General features: G+C 63.8%; 25 protein-coding genes and 1 riboswitch. Of the genes, 14 read left to right on the top strand and 11 right to left on the bottom strand.

From position 1 onward, the window contains the following. Window positions 1-29: 29 nt before the first annotated feature. A riboswitch (S-adenosyl-L-homocysteine riboswitch) is annotated at window positions 30-149 on the bottom strand. 126 nt (window positions 150-275) lie between these two features. The 7 genes from BIO17B3_RS15645 to BIO17B3_RS15615 form a co-directional block, all read right to left on the bottom strand. Then, window positions 276-905 (bottom strand): LysE family translocator, encoded by a 630-nt coding sequence (locus BIO17B3_RS15645; RefSeq protein WP_156054724.1) that lies wholly within the window; start codon window positions 903-905, stop codon window positions 276-278. Between the two features lie 61 nt (window positions 906-966). Next, window positions 967-1968 (bottom strand): magnesium/cobalt transporter CorA, encoded by a 1002-nt coding sequence (gene corA, locus BIO17B3_RS15640; protein ID WP_156054723.1) that lies wholly within the window; start codon window positions 1966-1968, stop codon window positions 967-969. Window positions 1969-2104: 136 nt separating this feature from the next. Beyond that, entirely contained in the window at window positions 2105-2548 is a 444-nt protein-coding gene (locus tag BIO17B3_RS15635) for a putative toxin-antitoxin system toxin component, PIN family (protein ID WP_156054722.1), read from the bottom strand. Further along, window positions 2538-2789 carry a type II toxin-antitoxin system Phd/YefM family antitoxin gene (locus BIO17B3_RS15630; RefSeq protein WP_156054721.1) on the bottom strand — a complete coding sequence of 84 codons (252 nt, stop codon included), beginning with the start codon at window positions 2787-2789 and terminating at the stop codon, window positions 2538-2540. Before BIO17B3_RS15630 ends, BIO17B3_RS15635 begins: the two co-directional genes overlap by 11 nt. 228 nt (window positions 2790-3017) lie before the next feature. Then, window positions 3018-3794, bottom strand: a complete 777-nt coding sequence (locus tag BIO17B3_RS15625) for an EAL domain-containing protein (RefSeq protein ID WP_156054720.1) — start codon at window positions 3792-3794, stop codon at window positions 3018-3020. A gap of 94 nt (window positions 3795-3888) precedes the next feature. After that, window positions 3889-5229: an argininosuccinate synthase gene (gene argG, locus BIO17B3_RS15620; RefSeq protein WP_156054719.1), complete on the bottom strand. Its 1341-nt coding sequence runs from the start codon at window positions 5227-5229 to the stop codon at window positions 3889-3891. Between the two features lie 16 nt (window positions 5230-5245). Beyond that, entirely contained in the window at window positions 5246-5572 is a 327-nt protein-coding gene (locus tag BIO17B3_RS15615) for a pyrimidine/purine nucleoside phosphorylase (protein WP_156054718.1), read from the bottom strand. Between the two features lie 48 nt (window positions 5573-5620). Here BIO17B3_RS15615 and pip point away from each other — a divergent pair, with 48 nt between their 5' ends. Further along, the gene (gene pip / locus BIO17B3_RS15610) at window positions 5621-6571 is read left to right on the top strand and encodes a prolyl aminopeptidase (protein ID WP_156054717.1); all 951 of its coding nucleotides are present in this window, start codon (window positions 5621-5623) and stop codon (window positions 6569-6571) included. A gap of 34 nt (window positions 6572-6605) precedes the next feature. Here pip and metK read toward each other — a convergent pair whose 3' ends face one another. Further along, window positions 6606-7799: a methionine adenosyltransferase gene (gene metK, locus BIO17B3_RS15605; RefSeq protein WP_156054716.1), complete on the bottom strand. Its 1194-nt coding sequence runs from the start codon at window positions 7797-7799 to the stop codon at window positions 6606-6608. Window positions 7800-8018: 219 nt separating this feature from the next. Here metK and BIO17B3_RS15600 point away from each other — a divergent pair, with 219 nt between their 5' ends. The 11 genes from BIO17B3_RS15600 (at window position 8019) to hslU (ending at window position 19945) form a co-directional block, all read left to right on the top strand. Continuing rightward, on the top strand, window positions 8019-8894 hold the full coding sequence (locus BIO17B3_RS15600; protein ID WP_156054715.1) for a lysophospholipid acyltransferase family protein: 876 nt from the start codon (window positions 8019-8021) through the stop codon (window positions 8892-8894). Beyond that, on the top strand, window positions 8891-9796 hold the full coding sequence (locus tag BIO17B3_RS15595) for a lipid A biosynthesis acyltransferase (RefSeq protein WP_156054714.1): 906 nt from the start codon (window positions 8891-8893) through the stop codon (window positions 9794-9796). The genes BIO17B3_RS15600 and BIO17B3_RS15595 overlap by 4 nt, the downstream gene beginning before the upstream one ends. 3 nt (window positions 9797-9799) lie before the next feature. Continuing rightward, window positions 9800-10663, top strand: coding sequence for a diaminopimelate epimerase (dapF, locus tag BIO17B3_RS15590; protein WP_156054713.1), 864 nt, complete (start codon window positions 9800-9802; stop codon window positions 10661-10663). Window positions 10664-10676: 13 nt separating this feature from the next. After that, window positions 10677-11348 carry a DUF484 family protein gene (locus BIO17B3_RS15585; RefSeq protein ID WP_156054712.1) on the top strand — a complete coding sequence of 224 codons (672 nt, stop codon included), beginning with the start codon at window positions 10677-10679 and terminating at the stop codon, window positions 11346-11348. A 49-nt stretch (window positions 11349-11397) separates the two neighbouring features. Beyond that, complete coding sequence (locus BIO17B3_RS15580) at window positions 11398-12408, top strand: tyrosine recombinase XerC (protein ID WP_156054711.1); 1011 nt, start codon at window positions 11398-11400, stop codon at window positions 12406-12408. Between the two features lie 9 nt (window positions 12409-12417). Then, a complete protein-coding gene (locus tag BIO17B3_RS15575; protein WP_156054710.1) occupies window positions 12418-13599 on the top strand; it encodes a class I SAM-dependent rRNA methyltransferase in 1182 nt (393 codons plus the stop codon). Between the two features lie 68 nt (window positions 13600-13667). Beyond that, window positions 13668-14729 carry a GTP-binding protein gene (locus tag BIO17B3_RS15570; RefSeq protein WP_156054709.1) on the top strand — a complete coding sequence of 354 codons (1062 nt, stop codon included), beginning with the start codon at window positions 13668-13670 and terminating at the stop codon, window positions 14727-14729. 734 nt (window positions 14730-15463) lie between these two features. Further along, window positions 15464-15952 (top strand): RNA polymerase-binding protein DksA, encoded by a 489-nt coding sequence (gene dksA, locus BIO17B3_RS15565; protein ID WP_013106486.1) that lies wholly within the window; start codon window positions 15464-15466, stop codon window positions 15950-15952. A gap of 52 nt (window positions 15953-16004) precedes the next feature. Next, window positions 16005-17969, top strand: a complete 1965-nt coding sequence (locus tag BIO17B3_RS15560; RefSeq protein ID WP_156054708.1) for an STAS domain-containing protein — start codon at window positions 16005-16007, stop codon at window positions 17967-17969. A gap of 103 nt (window positions 17970-18072) precedes the next feature. After that, the gene (hslV, locus tag BIO17B3_RS15555; RefSeq protein WP_013106488.1) at window positions 18073-18612 is read left to right on the top strand and encodes an ATP-dependent protease subunit HslV; all 540 of its coding nucleotides are present in this window, start codon (window positions 18073-18075) and stop codon (window positions 18610-18612) included. A 4-nt stretch (window positions 18613-18616) separates the two neighbouring features. Beyond that, window positions 18617-19945: an ATP-dependent protease ATPase subunit HslU gene (hslU, locus tag BIO17B3_RS15550; RefSeq protein WP_172979004.1), complete on the top strand. Its 1329-nt coding sequence runs from the start codon at window positions 18617-18619 to the stop codon at window positions 19943-19945. Here hslU and BIO17B3_RS15545 read toward each other — a convergent pair. From BIO17B3_RS15545 to uraH, 3 genes are all read right to left on the bottom strand, one after another. Beyond that, complete coding sequence (locus BIO17B3_RS15545; RefSeq protein WP_156054707.1) at window positions 19933-20700, bottom strand: type III pantothenate kinase; 768 nt, start codon at window positions 20698-20700, stop codon at window positions 19933-19935. The two genes, hslU and BIO17B3_RS15545, sit on opposite strands and share 13 nt — an antisense overlap. A gap of 144 nt (window positions 20701-20844) precedes the next feature. Then, window positions 20845-22050, bottom strand: a complete 1206-nt coding sequence (locus BIO17B3_RS15540; RefSeq protein WP_156054706.1) for a urate hydroxylase PuuD — start codon at window positions 22048-22050, stop codon at window positions 20845-20847. A 128-nt stretch (window positions 22051-22178) separates the two neighbouring features. Then, window positions 22179-22532 (bottom strand): hydroxyisourate hydrolase, encoded by a 354-nt coding sequence (gene uraH / locus BIO17B3_RS15535; RefSeq protein WP_156055311.1) that lies wholly within the window; start codon window positions 22530-22532, stop codon window positions 22179-22181. Between the two features lie 171 nt (window positions 22533-22703). On the opposite strand from uraH, the gene BIO17B3_RS15530 reads away from it, so the two are divergent. Next, window positions 22704-23465 (top strand): GntR family transcriptional regulator, encoded by a 762-nt coding sequence (locus BIO17B3_RS15530; RefSeq protein WP_232054313.1) that lies wholly within the window; start codon window positions 22704-22706, stop codon window positions 23463-23465. A 9-nt stretch (window positions 23466-23474) separates the two neighbouring features. Continuing rightward, window positions 23475-24422 carry an allantoinase PuuE gene (puuE, locus tag BIO17B3_RS15525; protein ID WP_156054705.1) on the top strand — a complete coding sequence of 316 codons (948 nt, stop codon included), beginning with the start codon at window positions 23475-23477 and terminating at the stop codon, window positions 24420-24422. Window position 24423 lies beyond the last annotated feature (1 nt).

The following is a 24423-nucleotide window of genomic DNA, read 5'->3' as shown; positions in this document are numbered from 1 at the left end:
ATGCGCACCGCATCCCGCGCCCGGCACGGGTTGGGTGAGCGCCGTTGAAGGAAAGCCGCCAGCAAGGTGTAGCGGCCTGCGATCAAAGACCCGAGCCTGGCGACAGCGGCGAACAACTCGCCCCGTGCGTTGCAACGCTCCTCGGGAAGCCACACATTCTATCGGTTTGCCGCAGGTTTGCCACGCGCACCGCAGGCCGTGAAATGACTGCTCCCACCCGCGCACCGCCTGATTCTGGAGTGGATTACTGCGGCGCCGCGTTGACTTGTCCCGCTCTACACCCGCGACGCCAACGCCAGACGCAGGCCCAAGCCGACGAACACCACGCCCGTCAGCCGCCGCACCCAAAGCGCCAGGCGCTGCATGCGCCCCAGATGGCGCGCCCGCGCCGCCACCCAGGCCACGCCCAGATTGAATAGCGTGCCATTGACGGTGAACACCACGCCGAGCAACAGAAACGCCCAGCCCTGTCCGCGCGTCGAGGTGCCAACGAACTGCGGCAAAAAGGCCAGAAAAAACAGCACGATCTTCGGGTTGAGCACATTGGTCAGCACGCCTTGCCAGAACACCGCCCGCAAGGGTGCGGCAGCCATCGGCGCTGTAACCGCTGGCGCCTGCGTCCTTGCACGCAGCAGACCCACCCCCAGCCACACCAGGTAGGCCGCTCCCATCCACTTGACCACGTTGAACGCCAGATCCGACGCGGCAATCAGCGCCGACAGCCCCACTGCGGCCGCGGTGACATGCACCAGACAACCCGCCCCAACCCCCAGCGCCGCCATCGCCCCGGCCCTCACCCCCTGCCCAGCACTACGCGACACGATGAACAACATATCCGCGCCGGGGGTCATATTGAGCAGCAGGCCCGAGAGCAGGAACAAGGCGAAGTGGTGGATGTCGGGCATGGGCGGCAAGCTCTAGTGGCAAAAGAGCAATAGTTTGGGTTTGGGGTGGGGCGAACCCTGGCTACAACCAGCGAGAGCGCTTGAGCCAGTAGTACAGCCCGCCGCACAAACCCAGTGTGAAGACGAGCAATGCCGGATACGACCAGCGCCAGTCCAACTCGGGCATGTGCCGGAAGTTCATGCCGAACCAGCCGGTGAGCAGCGTGGGCACGGCCAGCAGCGCGGCCCAGCCGGCCAGCCGCTTGACCACCTCGTTTTGCTCCAGCGTCACAAGAGAGACCGAGACGTTCATCGCCGCCGAGAGCATTTCGCGCAGCGCGCCCACCGTGTCGTTGATGCGGTTGGCATGGTCGTTCACGTCGCGGAAGTAAGGCCGCATGGCCTCGGGCATCACGTCGTCGGGCAGGCGCTGAAGCTGCGCCAGCACATCCTGCAAAGGCGCCACCGCCAGCCGCAGGCGGGTGAGTTCGCGCTGCATGGCGTACAGCCGCTTGAGCGTGCCGCGCCGCCATTGGCGCGCGAAGATCTCGCCTTCCAGCTCCTCCAGCTCGGCCCGATAGGCCTCGACGATGGGCAGGTACCCGTCGACGATGGCATCAAGCACCGCGTACAGCGCATACCCCGGCCCCTGCGCGAGCAACGCAGGCGTCTGCTCGACATTGCGACGCACCGTCGCGTAGCCGGTCGAATCCCCATGCCGGATGGTGAGGATGTAGTTGCGGCCCATGAACACATGCGTCTCGCCGAACCGCACATGCACGCCGCTGCGCGAGGCCGTGCGTGCCACGACAAAAAGCGATTCGCCATAAGCCTCCAGCTTGGGGCGCTGGTGCGCCTTGGCGGCGTCTTCCACCGCCAGCGGGTGCAGGCCAAACTCGTGCTGCATCTGCGCCAGCAAGGCCGCATCCGGCTCATACAGCCCCACCCAGACAAACCGGTCGGGCAAAGCGAGCATGTCGCTGATCGCCTCCAGCGCGATATCGCCCACCCGCCTCCCGCTGCGGTCATAGGCCACACAGGCGCGAACGGGGTTTTCGACGTTGGGGGTGTCAGAAAGAGGCATGGGATGGTTTCATTCGTTGGCCTAATGGGGCGAATCGTCAGCGGACAAATGCGCGTGATTTTGCATTGCCGAACGAGCCGACATGCTGGAACGACAGTACCGCCCGTCCTTCCGGCGTCATGCAGCACATTGCCAGCTAAGCAAACTCGGGATGCTGCAAGGCCTGCGCAGGCGTGAGGATGCGCAACCCGATTGGAGGCGGATTCACCCCCAACAGGTCTTGGTCGCCGGTGACCAGCCATAAGGCTTGCGCCACCTCGGCGGCGTGAATGAAGGCGTCGTCGTCGGGATCGCGGCTGAACGTCTGTGCAGCCAACCCGGGCGGAACATCCACCCAAAGCGCTGCGGCGCTCAGATCGTGTAGAAGTTGCTGCCGGACCTCGATGGACAGATACGGGTCGAACTTAGGCTTCCACAAGCGAGTCTCAAGTTCGGCAAAGGTGTGCGTCGTCAGCACGACCAGACCGTGCTGCAGAACGCGGCGCACCACTTGCGCGGGCGCACCCGGCGGTGAAAGCGCGGCGCTGATCCAGACATTAGTGTCGATCACGAAACGCCGCGAATCGCGCTCAACTTTCATCAGCCAAGAGATCGTTCAATGCCTGTTCGGTCAGCCCGCCCTGCTGTGCCAGCGCCGCACTGCTTTCCAGCGTGTGCTGCAGGCGGTTGGCATAGAAGGCGCGCATGGCCTCGAAGTCTTGCGCGCTGACCATCACCCCCACGACGCGGTCGTGCCGCATGACGCGCACGGGCTCACGTTGCACCCGGTCGAGAAATTCGCCGAAGCGCGTCTTGGCTTCATTCGCGGTGTAGGTCTGCATAGGCACCCCCTTTTCGATCAATGCGGGAATGCCCCATTCTACCGCTCGATTCGTTCGATTCGCGCGGTCTGTGGGGCGAATGGCTCGTCCGCTCACCCAAACACTGTTCGCGCATATCAGGGTTGCGCCCCAGCATGGGCCGCTGCGAGCTTAGCCTCGTCCCAAACCCGAGTCCTCGCTGATCTGCTCTCAAAAACAGTCGGAAATCATGCGGAACCTGACAAATAATCAACCCAGTGCATGACTGAACAAATTCGGGTCGATTTGTCCCAACCCCTCAAATACCGGTCGAGAAAAATAGAACCCCTGAAACAAATTGATTCCCATACGCTCAAGGCACAGATATTCCTCTCGCGTTTCTACGCCCTCCGCGATGACCCGGATATTCAGATCTATGCAGGTCTGAATAACCCCACGGATAATGGAGGCCTTGATGCGGTCTTCGTTAACGTTACGCACCAATGCCATATCCAGCTTGACAATATCCGTTTGCAATTCGGCAAGCAGATTCAGCCCTGCAAAACCGGCACCAAAATCATCAATCGCCGTCAGAAAACCTCTGCTTTTATAGTCGTTAATGATGGGCTTCAAGTGCCCGACATCTTCAACACGCTCGCTCTCGGTCACTTCAAACAGCAGACGGTCTGGCGGAAAACTGTACTGTTCCGCCGCGGCCAAAGTGGCGCGAATACAGAGCTCAGGTTTGTAAACCGCATTCGGAAGAAAATTGATGCTCAGATAGCCTTTCAATCCCAACCGGGCGGCAAGCGCTACCGCCTTGACGCGGCAAGTCTGATCGAATCGATAGCGATTATCGTCGTTCACCTTCTCAAAAATGGTGCTTGCGGGCTCACCCTGCAAACCACGCGCCAAGGCTTCATGTGCAAAAATTGTACCGCTGCGTGAATCCACAATGGGCTGAAACGCCATGGTGAAATCAAAATCCAGTGGAGGCGAATCGAAACACAGCTTGCAGCCCGTCGCCGCCAATGAATTGATATTCAAAATAGTTCTCCTCGGGGGATAATCAACCTCATGGTGATAGGGGAGAGAGAAGATCAGGAGTCATGCATGACCAAGAACACATGCATCTGCGGCTTCACTCCCCCTTCTCCCCTTCCAACCGCAACATACTCGCGCCCTCGCCCAGCGAAATCAGCCCGGTCTTGGCGTAGATGCCGAGCTTGGCGCGGGTGTCGGTGATGTCGAGGTTGCGCAGGGTCAGCTGGCCGATGCGGTCCAGCGGGCTGAACGGGGCGTCTTCCACCTTTTCCATGCTCAGGCGCTCGGGGGCGTAGGTCAGGTTGGGGCTCTCGGTGTTGAGGATGGAGTAGTCGTTGCCACGGCGCAGTTCCAGCGTCACTTCGCCGGTCACGGCGCGGGCCACCCAGCGCTGGGCGGATTCGCGCAGCATCATCGTTTGCGGGTCGAACCAGCGGCCCTGGTAGAGCAGGCGGCCGAGCTTGAGACCGCCCATGCGGTACTGCTCGATGGTGTCTTCGTTGTGGATGCCGGTAACCAGGCGCTCGTAGGCGATGTGCAGCAGCGCCATGCCGGGGGCTTCGTAGATGCCGCGGCTCTTGGCTTCGATGATGCGGTTCTCGATCTGGTCGCTCATGCCCAGGCCGTGGCGGCCGCCGATTTCGTTGGCTTTGAGGAAGAGCGCAACCGCGTCGCTGAAGGTCTGGCCGTTGAGGGCGACCGGCTGGCCTTCCTCGAAACGAATGGTGACTTCTTCGGCTTTGACTTCCACTTCGGGCTTCCAGAACGCCACGCCCATGATGGGGTTGACGATGCGGATGCCGCTGCTCAGGTGCTCCAGGTCTTTGGCTTCGTGCGTGGCGCCGAGCATATTGCTGTCGGTGCTGTAGGCCTTTTCGACCGACATCTTGTAATCGAAGCCGTTGGCAATGAGAAACTCGCTCATTTCCTTGCGGCCGCCGAGTTCGTCGATGAAGGTCTGGTCGAGCCAGGGTTTGTAGATTTTCAGCGCGGGGTTGGTGAGCAGGCCGTAGCGGTAGAAGCGCTCGATGTCGTTGCCTTTGAAGGTGGAGCCGTCGCCCCAGATGTTGACGTCGTCTTCCTTCATGGCGGCCACCAGCATGGTGCCGGTGACGGCGCGGCCCAGCGGGGTGGTGTTGAAGTAGGTGACGCCGCCGGTGCTGATGTGAAACGCGCCGCACTGGATGGCGGCAATGCCTTCGTGCGCCAGTTGCACGCGGCAGTCGATCAGGCGGGCCTTTTCAGCGCCAAAGCCCATGGCCTTGCGCGGAATGTCGTCGTAGTCGCTCTCGTCGGGCTGACCGAGGTTGGCGGTGTAGGCGTAGGGCTGGGCGCCCTTTTTTTTCATCCACAGCAGGGCGGCGGAAGTGTCGAGGCCGCCGGAGAAGGCGATGCCGACTTTTTGCCCGGTAGGCAGGTTTTGCAAAATGGTAGCCATGGGTTTTGAGCGCGGGTTAGCCGAAATGGCAGATGTAGTGATAGGCGGTTTCGCCTTCCGGCACGCGAATCTCGAAGCGGGTGTTGCCGGGTACGCTGAAACGCTCGCCCACGCCGGATTTCACCCAAACGTCGCTGCCCGGCAGTTTGTATTCGCAGGCCCCGGCCACGCATTCCATGATTTCGGGCGCGCCGGTGTTGAAGGTCAGCGTGGCGGGCAGGATGACACCGACTGATTTTTTCGTACCGTCAGCCAGGGTGATGCCGTGGCTGATGCATTTGCCGTCGAAGTACACATTGGCCTGCGTGTTGACGGTCACGCCGCCGATCTGGGTGGTGCTCATGGATAGGTTCGGGCAGGGGGAAAAGAGACCCGCTATTCTGCCATTCCCATGAACTTACGCACTTATTACCCGCCCATCGAACCCTTCAAAACCGGCGTGCTCGACACCGGCGAAGGCCACCAGATCTACTGGGAACTCTGCGGCAATCCGCAAGGTCGGCCTGCCGTCTTTCTGCACGGCGGACCGGGCTCGGGCTGTTCGCCGGATCATCGTCGGCTGTTCGACCCGCAGCGCTACTGCGTGCTGTTGTTCGACCAGCGCGGCTGCGGACGATCGACCCCGCACGCCTCGCTGGAGAACAACACCACCTGGCATCTGGTGGCCGACATCGAGCGGCTGCGCACCCTGCTGGGCGTGGATCGCTGGCTGGTGTTCGGCGGCTCGTGGGGCAGCACCCTGGCCCTGGCCTATGCCCAGACGCACACCGCGCGAGTGTCGGCGCTGATCCTGCGCGGCATCTTCACCCTGCGGCGAGAGGAGCTGCTTTGGTTCTACCAGGAGGGTGCGTCGTGGCTGTTTCCCGATCTGTGGGAGGGCTTTCTGGCGCCCATTCCCGAAGCGGAGCGCGGCGATCTGATCGGCGCTTATCGCAAACGGCTGACGGGCGCCGACCCGGCAGCGCAACTGGCCTGCGCCCGCGCCTGGAGCGTGTGGGAAGGGCAAACCATCCGTCTGCTGCCCGATGCGGTCAACGCTGCACATCATGCGCAAGATGCGTTCTCGCTGGCCTTCGCCCGCATCGAGAACCACTACTTCGTGCATGAAGGCTGGATGGAGCAAGGCCAGTTGATCCGCGACGCAGGCAAGCTGGCCGAGGTGCCTGGCGTCATCGTGCAAGGCCGGTACGACGTGTGCACCCCGGTACGCAGCGCCTGGGACTTGCACCGCGCCTGGCCGCAAGCCGACTTTCAGCTCGTGCCCGACGCCGGGCACGCCTACAACGAGCCGGGCATCCTCTCGCGTCTGATCGAGGCGACGGACCGATTTTCCGGCTGTTAACGTCGCCGAACCGCCGCCCCTGACACGCCCTCTTTTACGCCGTCGCGGCGGCCCGCAGTGCGCCCAGTCCGGCGTCGTCGCGCAGCTTGGCGGCTTTGTCGGTGGCCTCCCAGCTGAACTCGGGTTCGTCGCGGCCGAAATGGCCGTAGGCGGCGGTCTTGGAGTAGATGGGGCGACGCAGATCGAGCATTTCGATAATGCCGCGCGGCCGCAGATCGAAGTGACGGCGCACCAGTTGTTCGAGCTTGGCGTCGTCGATCACGCCGGTACCCTGCGTCGTCACCATGATGCTGGTGGGCTGGGCCACGCCGATCGCATAGGAAATCTGCACCAGGCATTTCTTGGCCAACCCGGCAGCCACAATGTTCTTGGCCACATGGCGCGCAGCGTAGGCGGCCGAACGGTCGACCTTGGTCGGGTCTTTGCCGCTGAAGGCGCCGCCGCCATGCGGGGCCGCGCCACCGTAGGTATCGACGATGATCTTGCGCCCCGTGAGACCGCAGTCGCCCTGCGGGCCGCCGACGACGAAGCGGCCGGTCGGGTTGATGAGGTACTTCACCTCGCCGCGCATGAACTCCGCGGGCAGCACGGGTTTGATGATGTGCTCGATGACCGCCTCGCGCAGATCGGCCAGCGCGATGTCAGGCGCGTGCTGGGTGGACAGCACCACCGTGTCGATGGCCACGGGATAGCCGTTTTCGTAGCGGAAGGTGATCTGGCTCTTGGCATCCGGGCGCAGCCAGGGCAGACGGCCGTCACGGCGCAACTGGCTCTGGCGCTCGACCAGGCGGTGCGCGTAGTAGATCGGCGCGGGCATGAGCTCGGGGGTTTCGTCGCAGGCGTAGCCGAACATCAGCCCCTGGTCGCCGGCGCCGATGTCGAGTTCGTCGTCGTGCGCCTTGTTCACGCCTTGGGCGATGTCGGGGCTTTGCTTGTCGTAGGCGACGAGCACCGCGCAGCTTTTGTGGTCGATGCCGAAATCGGCGTCGTCGTAACCGATGCGTTTGAGCGTATCGCGCGCGACCTGGATGTAATCGACCACGGCCGTGGTGGTGATCTCACCCGCCAGCACGATCAGGCCAGTGTTGGCCAGGGTTTCGGCGGCAACGCGGGAGGCCGGGTCTTGCGCCAGATTGGCGTCGAGAATGGCGTCGGAAATCTGATCGGCCACCTTGTCGGGATGACCTTCGGAAACGGACTCGGATGTAAACAGGAAGTGGTTTGCCATGACGGACCTTTCTTTGAACGGTTGGATCGACGCCACCGTTTGGGTCTCGCACGGCGACGCTTTAGCGGACATCTACGCAGCCGCCCCGAAGGTCGCCTGCCCCTGCCACCCCGCAAGTTGTCATTAACTCGGTGGCAATGTCATGGATTCTATGCGCGCCCTTTGTTCAGCGGCGCTTCGTAACATGGCACCCTTTGCACCTCAGGGAAATCCTTCATCGTGCTGCTTCGCGTGTTCCGCTGGCTGTCTGTCTTGCCGCTGGGTTTGCTCCAGTCGCTCGGGGCGGCGCTCGGCCTGCTGGTTTATGCCGCTTCAAGCGTGTATCGCCAGCGTCTGCGCGCACATCTGCAACAGGCGGGGTATGCACCGGAGCAGCTTGCGCGCAAGGCGGCCGCGCAGGCCGGACGCATGGTCGGGGAGTTGCCCGTGGTCTGGTTCCGGCGCGGCGCTGCGGCGCCCGTGCACCGCGTGCAGGTGATCGGCAAGGAACATGTCGATGCCGTTCGCGCCCAGGGCATGGGCGTGCTGTATCTCACGCCGCACCTGGGATGCTTTGAAATCTCGGCGCAGGCGGCCGCGCTCTGGAGCCCGATCACGGTGATGTTCCGCCCGCCGCGCAAGGCCGTGCTGCTGCCGCTGGCCCTGGCCTCGCGCCAGCGCCACAATCTGGCCACCGCCCCGGCCAATCTCGCCGGGGTGCGGCAATTGCTGCGCGCCCTGCGCGCGGGGGAGTCCGTCGGCCTGTTGCCCGATCAGGCGCCCGGCAGCGGCGAAGGCGTCTGGGCCGACTTTTTCGGCCGCCCGGCCTACACCATGACTCTGCCCGCGCGCCTGGTGCAACTGGGCAACGCCCGCATCATTCTGGCCTCGGCCCTGCGCCTGCCCGGCGGGCGCGGCTACACCCTGACGCTGGAGCCGTTTCCCGAAGCCTTGGACGCCGACCCGCAACGCGCCGCCACGCAGATCAATCGTGCGCTGGAAGGTCTGATCCGGCGCTGTCCCGAGCAATATCTCTGGGCCTACAACCGCTACAAAATCCCCTCGGGCGCACCGCCGCCCCCCGCGCCGAATCTTGCCGAGGAATGCGCGCCATGAAGTCGCTGTTCGCCCGTCTGAGCATCGGCCTTGTCTGGCTGCTGCATCTGCTGCCCTACCCCGTGCTCGCTGCGCTGGGCACGGCGGTGGGCTGGTTGCTGTGGCCGCTGGCCCGCTCGCGTCGGCGCATCACCCTGCGCAATCTGCAACTGTGTTTCCCCGACTGGACGGCTGCGCAGCAGCGCACCGTGGCGCGACAGCATTTTGTCTTCGTCGCCCGGGCGTTTCTCGAACGCGGCGTGCTCTGGTACGCCAGCCCGAAGCGCCTGCAGCGCCTGCTGCATCTCGAAGGCCCGGTGGAGGAAGCGCTGGATGGCAGCCGCAACACCCTGCTGCTGGGTTTTCACTTCGAGGGGCTCGACGCCGGATGGACGGCGCTCAGCCTGGTGGCGCCGCGCCCGGTTTCGGGCATGTACACCCCGCAGAAAAACAAGGTACTCGACGATTGGGTGGTGGCGCGGCGCAGCCGCTTTCACACCGCCGCCATCGTCTCGCGGCATGACGGCGCGGCGGGCATGTTGCGGCAACTCAAAGCCGGGGTGCCGTTCTACACCCTGCCCGACATGGACTTCGGCCTGCGCAGCTCGCGCTTCATCGACTTTTTCGGCGTTCCCGCTGCCACCCTCGACGTCGCCCCGCGGCTGGCGGCTTCCGCCGACGCCCGGGTTTACGCCGTGGTCACCCGCATCCTGCCCGGTGCGCGCGGCTACGCCATCACCGTGCATCCCGCCTGGGCCGATTTTCCCGCGCTGGACGCCCGGGGCAAGCCCGCCGACATCGACGCCGATCTGCGACGCATGAACCGCTTCATCGAAGAGCAGGTGCGCACCATGCCCGCGCAATACCATTGGGTGCACAAGCGCTTCAAGAACCGCCCCGAAGGCGAGCCTTCTCTTTACTGACCCATGCAAGTCGCGTTCACCAAAATGCACGGTGCCGGCAACGACTTTGTCGTACTCGACGCCACCCGCGCCCCGCTGACCCTCAACGCGGCGCAACTGCGCCTGCTTGCCGACCGGCACTTTGGCGTGGGCGCTGACCAGATTCTGGTGGTCGAAGCCGCGCCCTCGCCCGAAGTCGATTTCGGCTATCGCATTTTCAACGCCGACGGCGGTGAGGTGGAGCAATGCGGCAATGGCGCGCGCTGCTTCGTCGCCTATGTGCACGGCAAGGGGCTCACCGCCAAAAGACGCATCCGGGTGCAGACGCTCTCCGGCCTCATCGAGCCTGAACTGCAGCCCGACGGCCGCGTCACCGTGGACATGGGCGCGCCGGTTTTCGATCTGCCGCGCGTGCCTTTCGAGGCCACCGGCCTGAGGCCGCGGCAGGTGGATGGCTGGGAGCAATGGCCGCTGGACATCGCGGACGCCACCGCCTGGGTGAGCGTGCTGTCGATGGGCAATCCGCATGCGGTGCAGCGGGTGGACGATGTGGACACCGCGCCCGTTTTGCGCGACGGCCCGCTGATCGAGCATCACCCCCGTTTTCCGCGCCGGGTCAACGCCGGTTTCATGCAGATCGTCGATGCCCAGCACATCCGCCTGCGCGTCTGGGAGCGCGGCGCGGGCGAAACCCTGGCCTGCGGCACTGGCGCCTGCGCCGCCGTGGCGGCCGGGCTGCGCCACGGCTGGCTGCAAGGCGCGGTGGACGTGCAGACCCACGGCGGCGAGCTGACCATTTCATGGGCGGGAGCAGGCCAGCCCGTGCGCATGACCGGCCCCGCCGCTTTTGTTTTTGACGGCACGATCGACCTTCCCGATCTGCCCTGATGGAGAACACCCGATGGAACTGAGCGAACACGATCTGGCCGCCTACCTGGCCGCCAACCCCGAATTTTTCGAGCGCCACGCCGAACTGCTCACCACCGTGCAATTGCTCAGCCCGCACGGCAACCGCGCCGTGTCGTTGCAGGAGCGGCAGATGGAAATGCTGCGCGACAAAATGCGCACTCTGGAACATCGCCTGGCCGCGATGATGCGCAACGCGGTGGACAACGAAACCCTGGCTGGCAAGCTGCTGTTGTGGGCCCGCGATGTCATGCTGGCGCAACAGGGCGCACCGGAGCAGTTGCCGCAAACGCTGCAAGACACCCTCAAGTCCGCCTTCGACCTGCCCATGACCGCGCTCAAGCTCTGGCCGGTGCGCGAAGCGTTCGCCGCGCTCGACTTCGCAACCGGGGTGAGCGAAGACGCCAAGACCTTCGCCGCCAGCCTGGCCGCGCCCTTCGTCGGCCCCAACCCCGGCTTCGAGGCCGCGCACTGGCTGCCGGACGCGCAAATGGCGCAATCGCTCGCGCTCATTCCGCTGCAAAACCCGCACACCAGCATGTGCATGGGGCTGCTGGTGCTGGCCTCCCCCGACAGCCAGCGTTTCACCGCCGATATGGGCACTGACTTCCTTAACCACATCAGCCAGTTGGCCAGCGCCGCGCTCGTCGGCCTGCTCGCGCGCTGAGCCCGCCCAGGCCATTCTTCGCCCCCTGTTTGCCCCTCAATTTGCTCATATGGCCGCGCCCGGCTCACTCCCGCTCAATAGCCCGACCTTGCGTCAGTTGGCGGTGGACTATCTCGCACACGCGCAAACCGAACGCCGTCTGGCTGAGGGCACGCTGGTCAACTATCGGCGCGACCTCGATGACCTGCTGCAGCGCGCCGAAACGCTGGGCGCAGCGCCAATCGAGTCGCTGCACATCCGCCGCTGGGCCGCGCAGCTTCACGCCGGCGGCATGAGCCCGCGCGCCATCGCGGCGCGGCTGTCGGCCTGGCGCAGTTTTTTCCGCTGGATGGGGCGGCTCGGCTTCGTTGCCGCCAATCCGGTGCAGGACGTGCGTGCGCCCAAGGCCGCCAAGCCGCTGCCCAAGGCGCTTTCGGTCGATCAGGCCGTGGCGCTGGCGGCTTACACCCCGCAAGAATCGACGCCCGCAGCGCGCCCGCACCGACGCCCGCACCAAGCTGAACCCTTCGCCACCCGCAGCGCGCGGGTGCATGCCATCGCCGAATTGCTTTATTCCTGCGGGCTGCGCGTGTCCGAGCTCACCGGGCTAGACCTGCGCGCCAGCAAGACCGCGCGCGGCTGGATCGACTGGGACGCCGCCGAAGCCACCGTCACCGGCAAGGGCAACAAGCGGCGCAGCGTGCCCATCGGCCGTCCCGCCCTACTGGCGCTGCGGCAATGGCTGGAGCAGCGCCCCGCCCTGCTCCGTCCCGATGCCGACGCCGACGCGCAGGTCGCGCTGTTTCTCGGCGCACGCGGCGCACGCCTCACGCCGCAGCGCGTCTGGCTGGAGCTGCGCGAGCACGCCCGCGCTGCCGGGCTCGATGCCCGCGTGCATCCGCATATGCTGCGCCACTCCTTCGCCTCGCATGTGCTGCAGTCCAGCGGCGATTTGCGCGCGGTGCAAGAATTGCTGGGCCATTCCAGCATTGCCACTACACAGGTCTACACCCGCCTGGACTTCCAACATTTGGCCAAGGTCTACGACGCCGCCCATCCCCGGGCGCGCAAAAAACCCTAAGGCCCCTCCATGAAAACCATCCGCCTTCATCCGGGCAAGGAACGCTCCTTGCTGCGCCGCCACCCCTGGGTGTTCGCCAGCTCGATCGCCAAAGGCAGCGCCGACAGTGGAGAAACCGTCCGCGTGGAATCGCACGACGGCCAGTTTCTCGCCTGGGCCGCGTTCAGCCCCGCTTCGCAAATCCGCTTGCGGGTCTGGAGCTTCGAGGCCACGCAGCGCATCGACGCCGCCTTTTTCACCGAACAACTGCGCGCGGCCATCGCCCGCCGCCAAGCGCTCGGGCTGGATCTCACCGCCTGCCGCCTGGTACACGGCGAGAGCGATGGTCTGCCCGGCTGCATCGTCGATCGCTACGCCGACATCGTGGTGCTGCAAGCGGGCAGCGCGGGGATTGAGCGCTGGAAATCGGTGATCGTCAGCGCCCTGCATGCCCTCATGCCCGAAACCCGCGTTTACGAACGCTCGGACGCCGCGCTGCGCGAACGCGAAGGCCTGCCCGCGGCCACCGGCTGGCTGCTGGGCGAAGGGCAAACGCAGGTCGAGATCCATGAAAACGGTCTGCGGCTGCAGGTCGATGTCGCCACCGGCCACAAGACCGGCTTCTACCTCGATCAGCGCGACGCCCGCGCCCGCTTTGCCGACACGGTACGCGCGCACGGCCTGCAGCGCGTGCTCAACTGCTTCAGCTACACCGGCGGCTTCTCGCTGGCCGCCCTGGCCGGCGGGGCGCAGCAAGTCACCTCGGTCGATTCCTCCGCGCCCGCGCTGGCGCTGGCGGCCGAGCATGTCGCGCTCAATGGCTTCGATCCGGCGCGGGCGCAATTCATCGACGCCGACGTCAACGCCACTCTGCGCCGCCTGCGCGAAGAAGGCGCGCAGTTCGACGCCATCGTGCTCGATCCGCCCAAATTCGCCGCCAGCCCGCAGCAAGTCGAACGCGCCGCGCGCGCCTACAAAGACATCAATCGCCTGGCCTTCCATCTGCTGCCGCCGGGAGGCTGGCTGTTCACCTTTTCGTGCTCGGGCGGCGTCAGTGCCGAGCTGTTCCAGAAAATCGTCGCTGGCGCCGCGCTCGACGCGGGCGCAGACGCTCAGATCGTCGCCCGTACCGGCGCCGGGCTCGACCACCCATTGAGCCTGCATTTCCCCGAAGGCGAGTATCTCAAGGGGCTGCTGCTGCGCCGCAGTTGAACTTCCGGTTGATTTTTCGTTGATCGCCCCGATCTGAAGGGGAGTTGCTTCTTTCAAGGAATCCCACCATGGCCTCCCTCATTCCCGCCACCATCGTTACCGGCTTTCTCGGCAGCGGCAAAACCACCTTGCTCAAGCGCGTGCTGCACGAAGCGCATGGCTCCAAAATTGCCGTGATCGAAAACGAGTTCGGCGAAGAGAACATCGACAGCGACATCCTGGTGCAGGAAGCGGGCGAGCAGATCGTGCAGATGTCGAATGGCTGCATCTGCTGCACCATTCGCGACGATCTGCGCGCCACGCTGGCCGATCTGGCCGCCAAGCGCCGCAAGGGCGAGCTGGTGTTCGACCGCGTGGTCATCGAGACCACCGGCATCGCCGACCCTGGCCCGGTGGCGCAGACCTTTTTCATGGACGACGAGGTCGCCAGCCAGTACATGCTCGACGCCATCCTCACCCTGGTCGATGCCAAACACGCCAACCAGCAGCTCGACAGTCGGCAGGAAGCGCGCCGCCAGGTGGGTTTCGCCGACCAGATTTTCATCAGCAAGGCCGATCTGGTCAGCGCCGACGAACTCGCCGCCCTGCAACACCGACTCGCCCACATGAATCCGCGCGCCAAGCAAAGCGTGGTGCATTTCGGCGAGGTGCCGCTGTCGCAGGTGCTCGACCTCAAGGGTTTCAACCTCAACGCCAAGCTCGACATCGACCCCGACTTCCTCAAGGCCGATGATCACGATCATCACGACCACGACCATGATCACGACCACCATGACCATGATCACGAGCATGGCGAACACTGCAATCACCCGCACCATCACCACCACGACGATGATGTGAAATCCTTCGTTTACCGCGCCGACAAACCCTTCGATCCGGCCAAGCTCGAAGACTTTCTCGGCGCCATCGTGCAGGTCTACGGCCCGCGCATGCTGCGCTACAAGGGCGTGCTGAACATGCAGGGCATCGACCGCAAAGTGGTGTTCCAGGGCGTACACCAGCTCATGGGCAGCGATCTCGCCGCCCCCTGGGGGGCGCAGGAACAGCGGCAAAGCAAGATGGTGTTCATCGGCATCGATCTGCCGCGCGACATCCTCGAAAAAGGCCTGCAGCAATGCTTGATCGGATGATGCATTTGCCTTGCCACCCGAAATGAATAGAATCGGGCGGTTTTGGCAGTGGCCAGCCCGGGCAGTGGCTAACCTGAATGACAGCTCGCCCGACAAACCGCAGTCATGGTGGAATTGAGGAGCGGTTGGGTTGCGTTGGGTTGGGTTGCAGTGGGGCTGACCTGCACCCCGGCACAGCAAAGGCATGATGCCAAGAGTACGGCAAAGAGCACGGTCAAGAGGGGTGGAAAGTCGAGGGGTGGAAAGTCCGGGGGCGAGTCCAGCGATGGGCGGCTCCACACGTTCAAATCAGCGCGCGGTCAGCGCACGACGAATTCACTTCGTACGTGCCGGGCTACGCAGCAAATCAGGCGGCAATGGGCCGTCGGATGGGAAAGTTCGGGAGGATTTTCGTGGTCAAGTCGTCTCAAAAAGCGGTCGCAGCCCCAGGCAAGAGCAAGCCTGCGGCGGCAGACAAAAAACCCGCAGTCAAACCAGTTGCAGCCAAGACCAAGGTCGAGCCAGCCGTTCAGGCGACGCCAGTAGTGCCCGACAAAGTTGTGCCCGCCAAGTCAGCCGCTAAAGCTACAGCGGCGCAAACCGCGCCAGCCGTCTCTGCCGCACCTGCCAAAAAAGTCACAGCTTCCCCGGCGCTTCGGCGCTCATCTTCGTCTGGCGTGAGTAAACTCCACGCCTCAAAACCCTTGTCGGCGGCCATGGGGTCGCCGGAACCTATCCGACTCGACAGAAGTTCCATGAGCAGCACAACCATCGAACCCACCCCCAGAAAATCCGATCCCAAGCATGCCAATGCCTGGAAGCACAAGACTGCCTCCGAACTGACCGAGCAAGAATTGCTGGCCATGCCCGAGTCGGAATACATGAACGAAGTCCAGCTCGACTACTTCAAGCGTCTGCTCAGCACCATGCGCGACGATCTGATCAAGAGCGCGGGCGAAACTACCGAGCATCTGCGCGAAGACACGCTGCTGGTCCCCGACCCGGCCGATCGCGCCACCATTGAAGAAGAGCACGCGCTGGAGTTGCGCACCCGCGACCGTGAGCGCAAGCTGCTGAAAAAAATTGACCAGTCGCTGCAGCGTATCGAAAGCGGCGAATATGGCTGGTGCGAAGAAACAGGCGAGCCCATCGGCATCGGCCGTCTGCTGGCCCGGCCGACGGCCACCCTGTCGCTCGAAGCGCAGCAACGCCGCGAGCTCAAGCAGAAAATGTTCAACGATTGATTGAAGACCTGTCGCCTCCCTGCGGCAGGCGCGATTTGCGGGCAACTCAGGCATGAGCAGTTCTGATTCAGGCGGTTTCTGGAAGCGAGTGGGTTCTTTTGTCAAGAACCCGACCCGCGACTGGTCGCTAACCGACGAACAGGCCCTTCAGGAGCATGAAAACCTCGCCCGGGTCAAGGCCCGCGAGGACCAGAAGCGTCAGGACGATTTCATCCGCAAGCGCGAACTCGACGGCCTGCGCAAGCTACGCAGACGCGAGGCCACCGATCTGGGCATGGATGACAGCCTGCAGACCAATGTTCCGGATCTGACGTCCCAGCCCACCCCGGTGCACGACCGGGACGAAACCCTGCGAAAAATCAACGAGATCGAAAAATCGATGGCGGGCGATCACGCCTCTGCCGCAACCCGCAGTCGCGCGCCGGTCACGCGGCAGATGCCTGCGCCCACGACCCGATCTCTTCCCCAAAGTCTGCCAACCCAAAGCAACCAGCCATCACAGGCCAAACCGCCACTCAGCTTCGCGCCCCCATCCCTGACGGCGGGGACGCTATCGCCCGAGTCGCAGACGACTGGAACGATGCACTTCAAGGTGGATACGGCCTATGCCGATACCACTCTGATCACCAAGCCGGGCGGCCTGACAACGCAACCCGCAACCGGTGTGCCGTCGCAGTCCGGCCCGACCACGGCGCCGGGTGAGCCGCCTACGCTGCCGCCTGTAGGCTACGCCCCCACCGTCCCCTTCGTGCCCAGCGCGCCGCCAGCGCAGGTGCGCAAGTCGCAACCGGCTGCCGTGTCGTTCGACGAGCAGCCTACGCTGGCGGCAGCCACCCGCCTGAGCGCCGACGCTCTACCGCCGCACACCTCGGCGCCCTCGGGCGACAGTTGGCTGCGATCGAGTAATGACTTCATGCCCAGCGCCTTCTTCGCCGTGGAAGTGCACGAGGCTTTGAGCTCCAATCCCTTGTTCGATCAGGCGGTGATGGACTTCGCCAATGGCGATGATGTCGCCGCCGAGTCGGCCTTGCGCGACGCGATTTCCAACTCGCAGGATCTGGATTCCGAGAAAGAGCTCTGGCTGGCGCTGTTTGACTTGTTCCGCGCCTCGGCGCAGATCGACAAGTTCGAAGCCCTGGTGACCGATTTCGTCAGCCGCTTCCAGACCTCGGCGCCGATGGCCGAAGACGGCCTGCCTGCGCCCGCTGCGGCGCCCGCGCCAGCGTCAAACCACTTCAAGCCCTCGCTGGTTTTTTCTGCATCGGTCGATGCCGCCCAGACCGAGCGTTTGCGCAAGCTGCTGCTCAATGCGCCGTCGGCGCTTGAATTGAGCTTCGAGGAGGTGCGCACCATCACGCCAACCGCCTTGTCCGCACTGGTTGAGTCGCTGAAAAAGATCAACAACACCGCCTGCACCGTCACCCTGAACGGCGCGAATACCCTGCTGTCCCTTTGCCAAGTGCAGGCGCCCGCCATGCAGCGCGAGGCCGATCCGCAATGGTGGGCCTTGCGTCTGGAGTTGCTGCGCTTGGTCAACCAGCAGGACGATTTCGACGCCATCGCGCTCGACTACTGCGTGACCTACGAAATCTCGCCTCCGACCTGGGAGGCCAGCCGCGCCAGAGTCGAACTCGTCGGCGTGGACGGCAACGCGGCGCCTGAGGCATCCACACAGCCAGTTGCGTTTCAGAACTCGGGGATCAGCCCGAATTCCGTTTTGGGCAATGGCGGCTCGCGCTCGGCACAGTTGCATCTCAGCGGCGAGATTCTCGGCAGTTCAAGCGACTTTCTGAACCCGCTGGAGCAGGCGGCCAAAACGCATGAACAGATGAGCATTTCCCTGCGTCAGTTGCGCCGTATCGATTTTTCGAGCGCAGGCGCCCTGCTCAACTGGGCCATGATGCAACACGATCAGGGCAAGACCCTGCAGTTCACCGGCGTACACCGGCTGATCGCCGGTCTGTTCAGCATCCTCGGCCTGCACGAGCACGCCCTCATTCAGCTGCGTCGCGACTGAGGTTCTGCTCGGCGCCGATCGGCTGCGGCAAAGCGGCGGTTGTACTGCCGGGTTGCCACACTGCCGCCTCTTGAGTTTTCTACTCCCACCCTTACATCCCGGCATGGATCAATATCACGGCACCACCATCCTCAGCGTGCGCCGCGGCGCTACCGTGGCCCTGGGCGGCGACGGGCAAGTGACGCTTGGCAATATCGTCGTCAAATCCACTGCGCGCAAGGTGCGCAGGCTCTACAACAACCAGATTCTGGCTGGCTTCGCCGGGGGAACGGCCGATGCCTTTACGCTGTTCGAGCGCTTCGAAGCCAAGCTGGAGAAGCACCAGGGACAGTTGTTGCGCAGCGCGGTCGAACTGGCCAAGGACTGGCGCACCGACCGCATGCTGCGCCGCCTGGAAGCGATGCTCTCGGTGGCCGATGCCGAGCACTCGCTCATCATCACCGGCAATGGCGATGTACTCGAACCCGAGTACGGCATCGTCGCCATTGGCTCCGGCGGGGCCTACGCCCAGTCGGCCGCTCGAGCCCTGCTGGAACACACCGCGCTGAGCCCGCGCGAGATCGTCGCCCAATCGCTGAAGATTGCGGGCGACATCTGCATCTACACCAACCAGTCGCACACCATCGAAACCCTGGGTGAGTAAGACCATGAATATGACTCCCCGAGAAATCGTCTCCGAGCTCGACCGCTTTGTCATCGGCCAGGCCAAGGCCAAGCAGGCGGTGGCCATCGCCCTGCGCAACCGCTGGCGCCGTCAGCAGGTCGCCGAGCCGCTGCGGCACGAAATCACCCCAAAAAACATTCTGATGATCGGCCCCACCGGCGTGGGCAAAACAGAGATTGCGCGCCGACTGGCCAAGCTGGCCGACGCGCCGTTCATCAAGGTCGAGGCCACCAAGTTCACCGAAGTGGGCTACGTCGGCCGCGATGTGGACACCATCATCCGCGACCTGATGGAGGCTGCCGTGAAGCTGGCGCGCGAAACCGCCATGCGCCAGCAACGCACCCGCGCCGAAGACCGCGCGGAAGACCGCATTCTCGACGTGCTGCTGCCCGCGCCGGCAGACTCCAGCGGGCATACCCCATCGGTCACCGAGACCAATCCCACGCGCCAAATGCTGCGCAAGCGCTTGCGCGAGGGCCAGCTCGATGACAAGGAAATCGAGATCGACCTCGCCGTGCATCCGGCCAGCGTGGACATCATGGGCCCGCCCGGTATGGAGGACATGACCGAGCAGATCCGCTCAATGTTCGCCAATATGGGCCAAACGCGCCGCAAGACGCGCAAGGTGACGGTGCGCGAAGCGCAGAAGCTGCTGATCGACGAAGAGGCCGCCAAACTGGTGAACGAAGACGAGATCAAGGCCGGCGCGCTGCGCGCGGTGGAGCAAAACGGCATTGTGTTCCTCGACGAGATCGACAAGGTCGCCTCGCGCAGCGACACCCAGGGCGCCGATGTGTCGCGCCAGGGCGTGCAGCGCGATCTGCTGCCGCTGGTGGAAGGCACCACGGTCAGCACCAAATACGGCATGGTGCGCACCGATCACATTCTGTTCATCGCCAGCGGCGCGTTTCACGTCGCCAAGCCTTCCGACCTGATTCCCGAGCTACAGGGGCGCTTTCCCATCCGGGTGGAACTGGAGTCGCTCTCGGTCGCGGATTTCGAGGCCATTCTCACCAGCACCGACGCCAGCCTCACCAAGCAGTACGCCGCGTTGCTCGCCACCGACGGCGTGCAAGTCGAATTCACCGCAGACGGTATTCGCCGCATGGCAGAAGTGGCCTTTCAGGTCAACGAAAAGACCGAGAACATCGGCGCGCGGCGGCTGCACACGGTGATGGAGCGGCTGCTCGAAGAGGTGTCGTTTCATGCCGATGGCGCGCAGCACAGCACCGTGAAAGTCGATGCGGCGATGGTCAACGAACGTCTGGGCGACATCGCCCGCGACGAAGACCTGTCGCGCTACGTGCTTTGATCCGTCTGCGGCTGCGCGTTCCCCGCAATGCACAGCAGGCCTTCGAACACCAGATGTTCGACATGCTGATGCGGCAGCCCCAGAGCGTCGCGCAGCTTGGGCGCCGCGCCGCCGGTCAGCAGCACAACCACCTCGCCCGCTTCCTTCGCCTGCAGACGCGCATGCATCTGCCGCGCCGCGCCCGCAATGGCCAAGGCGCCTCCGGTCATCAAGGCATCGCTGGTATTGGTGGGAAATTCCGCGATGTCGCCTTCGGGCACGCGCAGCCCGGCCGTGCCCATCTCCAGCGCCTTGAGCATCAACCCAAAGCCGGGCAGGATGATGCCGCCGATGAACACCCCTTCGCGGCTGAGGCAATCGACAGTGACGGCCGTCCCCACGCTGATGACCATCGCTGCCTGATCGGGCACGCGCTGACGCGCGCCCAGTTGCGCCGCCCATCGATCCGCACCCAGCAATGAGGGCACGGCATAGCTGTTGCGCAGCCCGCATTGCGCGGCCTGCGCGCTGATCCAGTTGCAGCGCAGCCCAAGCGCATCGAGTTCGGCACACACTCGCGCGGTGACCACCGCACCGGCCACGGCACAACCGATCACCCGCTCGGCACGAGGCTGTGCGGCCAGCACACGGCTGAGTTGATCGACCTCTTCCAGCAGCATGGCCCCGCCGGCGAGCAACTCCGCGTTGCGTTGCGGGCGCGCATAGAGGCCCCATTTCAGCCGGGTATTGCCAACGTCGAGAACGAGAAGGGGCATGCGAGTTTCACGTCATGGATTGATCGGCTGGGAACCATAACAGACCGGCCTGGCAAGAGCGCTGCGCACTGTCTTTTTGCCTCGCAGGCTTGCCAAGTCAGACAGGCGCCTGGGCGGGGCGTATGTCCCATGCGCATCCAGCGATCAGGGCTTGGCGCCGTCTTTGATCCACTGCCCGATTTCGGCGCGCTCCAGATCGGTCATCTGCGTAGCGTTGTTCAGCGGCATGGCCTTGAGCACCACCACCTGCTGATAAATCGCCTGCACGTGGCTGACGATGTCTGGCGCCGAATCCAGACGCACGCCTTTGCTAGCTGCGGCTCCGGCATGGCAGAGCAAGCAGCGTTCCTGCACGATGTGCTGCACCTGCGCGAACGTCACGGGTTTGCTCGATGCCAAAACCGGCTGCGGCTTGGGCGCGAGCGCTACGGCCACGGCCAGAATGAGGCCGCCACCCACGATCCAGTATTGCCACTTCCAGGCGCCTTTTTGTTTGAGCACGAAGAACTGGCGGATAAGCGCGCCGGCCAACATCATCAGCACCAGCACCAGCCAGTTGTTCGGCGCGTCATACACGAAGCTGTAATGGTTGGACAGCATGGCGAACAGCACCGGCAGGGTGAAGTAGGTGTTGTGCACACTGCGCTGCTTGCCGCGCTTGCCATCCATCGGGTCGGGCGTTTGGCCAGCGCGCATGGCCGCCACTACCCGGCGCTGACCGGGGATGATCCAGAAAAACACATTGGCACTCATCGAGGAACCGAGCATGGCGCCGATGATCAGAAACGCCGCCCGCCCGGCAAACAAATGGCAGGCCAGCCAGGCCGCAATGAGCACATACACCGCGACCAGAATGCCCACGGTGAGGTCGCCCTTCTTGCCTTGGCCGAACACGCGGCAGATGCCGTCATAGACCAACCAGCCGACGACGAGAAAGCCCAGCATGGCCGCCACCGCGTACCCCGGCGAACTCCAGGCAAACACCCGCGGATCGACGATGAAAATGCCAGCGTGATAGAAGTACAGCACGCAGAGCAGAGCAAATCCCGACAGCCAGGTGGAATAGCTCTCCCAATAAAACCAGTGCAGATGCTGCGGCAGGTTCTTCGGCGCGACCCTGTATTTCTGCGGGTTGTAGAAACCCCCGCCATGCACCGCCCACAGTTCCCCATCCACTCCCCTGGCCTTCAACTCCGGGTCGGTAGGTTTTTCAAGGCTGTTGTCGAGCCAGACGAAATAAAACGAAGAACCAATCCAAGCAATCGCCACAATGACGTGCAGCCAACGCAGCAGCAGATCGGCCCAGTTCATGGCGTAGGGCAGGATGGTGGTCATCAAGTCGCTCATCATGACGTCTCCTAAAAGGTCATATGAAGTCGACTTCCGCCACGGCAGGCTCTGCGAAAGTCTGTCGGATCGCGTGCCATCTGCAATGGCGCACCGCGCTGCGGCGATCCTGGTTCAAGCGGCAAGCTGTCTCAACTGCCGCGATAAGTCGAATAACTCCAGGGCGACACCAGCAAGGGCACGTGATAGTGCTGCTGCGCATCGGCCACGCCGAACTCCAGGGGAATCTGATCGAGAAAAGGCGGCTCTAGCAGGGTCAGCCCGAGCGCCCTGAAATAGGCGCCGATCTGGAACACCAGCCGGTATCTTCCGGGCTGCAGATCGGCACCTTGCAGCAGCGGCCCATCGCAACGACCGTCGGCATTGGTCTGCACCGAACGCAACAGCACCCACTCTGCGCCTTGCTCGGCATACAGATCGATCTGCACGGCAGCGGCCGGCCGTCCATGCGCGGTGTCGAGAATGTGTGTGGTCAAGGCGCCCATTGTGGTCATCGATCCATTCGTTGATTTCGGTCTACATTTTTTGCATACAATCGCAATTTAAGTTGTATGCTATTGCATGTCAAACGGAATCACAACAATGCAGACGCTGCAAGTGAACACGCCCTGGAGACAGCAAACACCGTCCCGGAAAACATCGCAAGGAGTGAAACCATGACAGCAAGCCGCAAAAAAACCTCGAAGGCCCAACAAACCCCAGCTGGAACGATCGTGAGTGCGGTGGCCGCTGCCGAAAGCTCGCTGCCTGACTCGACGCAGATCATCGTCGCAGCCATCACCGCAGCCATCATCGAACACCGTCTGGCGCCCGGCGCCAAGCTCACCGAGCAAAAGATTGCGGCGATCTACGGGGTGTCGCGCACCATCGTGCGGCAAGCCTTGTTCCAGCTCGCGCGCGATCATTTGGTTACGCTGGAGCCCGCCCGGGGCGCCTTTGTCTCGCAACCTTCAGTCGAGGAAGCGCAGCAGGTGTTCGCGGTGCGACGAATGCTCGAACAGCATCTGGTCGAGGAGTTTTGCGAAAAGGCCGTGGCGAGCGATTTCCGCGCCCTGCGTGCCCACCTCAAGCAGGAGCAGGCCGTGGTAAACCGTGTGGATGTGACGGGTCGCACGCGGCTCTTGGGCGATTTTCATGTGCTGATGGCCGAGCGCATCGGCAACCATGTGCTGGCGCAGATTCTGTCGGAGCTGATCTCGCGCTGCGCACTCATTACGCTGATGTATCAGTCGTCGCGCGCGGCGCAGCATTCGTCAGACGAACACGTCGACATCCTCAAAGCCCTGGAAGCACGCGACGTTGCCAAGGCCAAGGCTTTGATGGAGGCCCATCTTCTGGCCACCGAAAACAGTCTGCTCTATCACCCGAGAACCAGCAGCGCCGATCTCGCGCAGGCGTTGGGCAGCTACGCGGCCTGAGAGTTAACTATGTCGACCCATCCCTATCCCCGCGACCTCGTCGGCTACGGCCGCAACCCGCCTCAGGCCAACTTGCCGGGAAAGGCCCGCGTGGCGCTGCAGTTCGTGCTCAATGTCGAAGAAGGCGGCGAGAACTGCGTGCTGCATGGCGACGCGGGCAGCGAGCAGTTCCTCTCCGAACTGTTCAATCCCGCCGCCTACCCGGCGCGGCACCTCAGCATGGAGAGCATTTATGAATACGGCTCGCGCGCCGGCGTGTGGCGCATCCTGCGCGAGTTCGAGCGCCGCGGCTTGCCGCTTACGGTCTTCGGCGTGGGCATGGCCTTGCAACGCACACCCGATCTGGCCCGCACCTGCGTGGATCTGGGTCATGAAATCGCCTGTCACGGCTGGCGCTGGATTCACTATCAAAACCTCGACGAAGCCACCGAGCGCGAGCACATGCGGCTGGGCATGGAGGCAATTGAAGCCCTCTGCGGCGTGCGCCCGCTGGGCTGGTACACCGGCCGCGACAGCCCCAACACCCGCCGCCTGGTGGCTGACTTCGGCGGCTTCGCCTACGACAGCGACTATTACGGCGACGACCTGCCCTTCTGGCTGCAGGTGCGCAAGACCGACGGCAGCCTTGCGCCCCATCTGGTCGTGCCCTACACCCTCGACAGCAACGACATGCGCTTCGCTCTGCCCCAGGGCTTTGCGCAGGCCGAAGACTTCTACATCTACCTGCGCGACAGTTTCGACGCGCTCTACGCCGAAGGTGAAGAGCAGCCGAAGATGCTCAGCATCGGCATGCACGCGCGCCTGCTGGGCAGGCCCGGCCGCATCCGCGCGCTGCAGCGCTTTCTCGACCATGTGCAACGCCACGACCGGGTGTGGATCGCGCGCCGCATCGACATTGCACACCACTGGCGCACCGAGCATCCCTTCGATGCGGCCACCGCTTTTATCTGGGAGTGAT

This window comes from Thiomonas sp. OC7, from assembly GCF_900634595.1.
Taxonomy (GTDB): Bacteria; Pseudomonadota; Gammaproteobacteria; order Burkholderiales; family Burkholderiaceae_C; genus Thiomonas; species Thiomonas arsenitoxydans.
The sequence above is the reverse complement of the archived record's forward strand: the minus strand, read 5'-3'. Positions and strand labels throughout refer to the sequence as shown.

Bases quoted from the DNA above. Each gene is read 5' to 3' on its own strand.
- BIO17B3_RS15645 (WP_156054724.1), bottom strand. From the start codon at position 905: ATGCCCGACATCCACCACTTCGCCTTGTTCCTGCTCTCGGGCCTGCTG.
- corA (WP_156054723.1), bottom strand. From the start codon at position 1,968: ATGCCTCTTTCTGACACCCCCAACGTCGAAAACCCCGTTCGCGCCTGT.
- BIO17B3_RS15635 (WP_156054722.1), bottom strand. From the start codon at position 2,548: ATGAAAGTTGAGCGCGATTCGCGGCGTTTCGTGATCGACACTAATGTC.
- BIO17B3_RS15630 (WP_156054721.1), bottom strand. From the start codon at position 2,789: ATGCAGACCTACACCGCGAATGAAGCCAAGACGCGCTTCGGCGAATTT.
- argG (WP_156054719.1), bottom strand. From the start codon at position 5,229: ATGGCTACCATTTTGCAAAACCTGCCTACCGGGCAAAAAGTCGGCATC.
- BIO17B3_RS15615 (WP_156054718.1), bottom strand. From the start codon at position 5,572: ATGAGCACCACCCAGATCGGCGGCGTGACCGTCAACACGCAGGCCAAT.
- pip (WP_156054717.1), top strand. From the start codon at position 5,621: ATGAACTTACGCACTTATTACCCGCCCATCGAACCCTTCAAAACCGGC.
- metK (WP_156054716.1), bottom strand. From the start codon at position 7,799: ATGGCAAACCACTTCCTGTTTACATCCGAGTCCGTTTCCGAAGGTCAT.
- BIO17B3_RS15595 (WP_156054714.1), top strand. From the start codon at position 8,891: ATGAAGTCGCTGTTCGCCCGTCTGAGCATCGGCCTTGTCTGGCTGCTG.
- dapF (WP_156054713.1), top strand. From the start codon at position 9,800: ATGCAAGTCGCGTTCACCAAAATGCACGGTGCCGGCAACGACTTTGTC.
- BIO17B3_RS15585 (WP_156054712.1), top strand. From the start codon at position 10,677: ATGGAACTGAGCGAACACGATCTGGCCGCCTACCTGGCCGCCAACCCC.
- BIO17B3_RS15580 (WP_156054711.1), top strand. From the start codon at position 11,398: ATGGCCGCGCCCGGCTCACTCCCGCTCAATAGCCCGACCTTGCGTCAG.
- BIO17B3_RS15575 (WP_156054710.1), top strand. From the start codon at position 12,418: ATGAAAACCATCCGCCTTCATCCGGGCAAGGAACGCTCCTTGCTGCGC.
- BIO17B3_RS15570 (WP_156054709.1), top strand. From the start codon at position 13,668: ATGGCCTCCCTCATTCCCGCCACCATCGTTACCGGCTTTCTCGGCAGC.
- dksA (WP_013106486.1), top strand. From the start codon at position 15,464: ATGAGCAGCACAACCATCGAACCCACCCCCAGAAAATCCGATCCCAAG.
- BIO17B3_RS15560 (WP_156054708.1), top strand. From the start codon at position 16,005: ATGAGCAGTTCTGATTCAGGCGGTTTCTGGAAGCGAGTGGGTTCTTTT.
- hslV (WP_013106488.1), top strand. From the start codon at position 18,073: ATGGATCAATATCACGGCACCACCATCCTCAGCGTGCGCCGCGGCGCT.
- hslU (WP_172979004.1), top strand. From the start codon at position 18,617: ATGAATATGACTCCCCGAGAAATCGTCTCCGAGCTCGACCGCTTTGTC.
- BIO17B3_RS15545 (WP_156054707.1), bottom strand. From the start codon at position 20,700: ATGCCCCTTCTCGTTCTCGACGTTGGCAATACCCGGCTGAAATGGGGC.
- BIO17B3_RS15540 (WP_156054706.1), bottom strand. From the start codon at position 22,050: ATGATGAGCGACTTGATGACCACCATCCTGCCCTACGCCATGAACTGG.
- uraH (WP_156055311.1), bottom strand. From the start codon at position 22,532: ATGGGCGCCTTGACCACACACATTCTCGACACCGCGCATGGACGGCCG.
- BIO17B3_RS15530 (WP_232054313.1), top strand. From the start codon at position 22,704: ATGACAGCAAGCCGCAAAAAAACCTCGAAGGCCCAACAAACCCCAGCT.
- puuE (WP_156054705.1), top strand. From the start codon at position 23,475: ATGTCGACCCATCCCTATCCCCGCGACCTCGTCGGCTACGGCCGCAAC.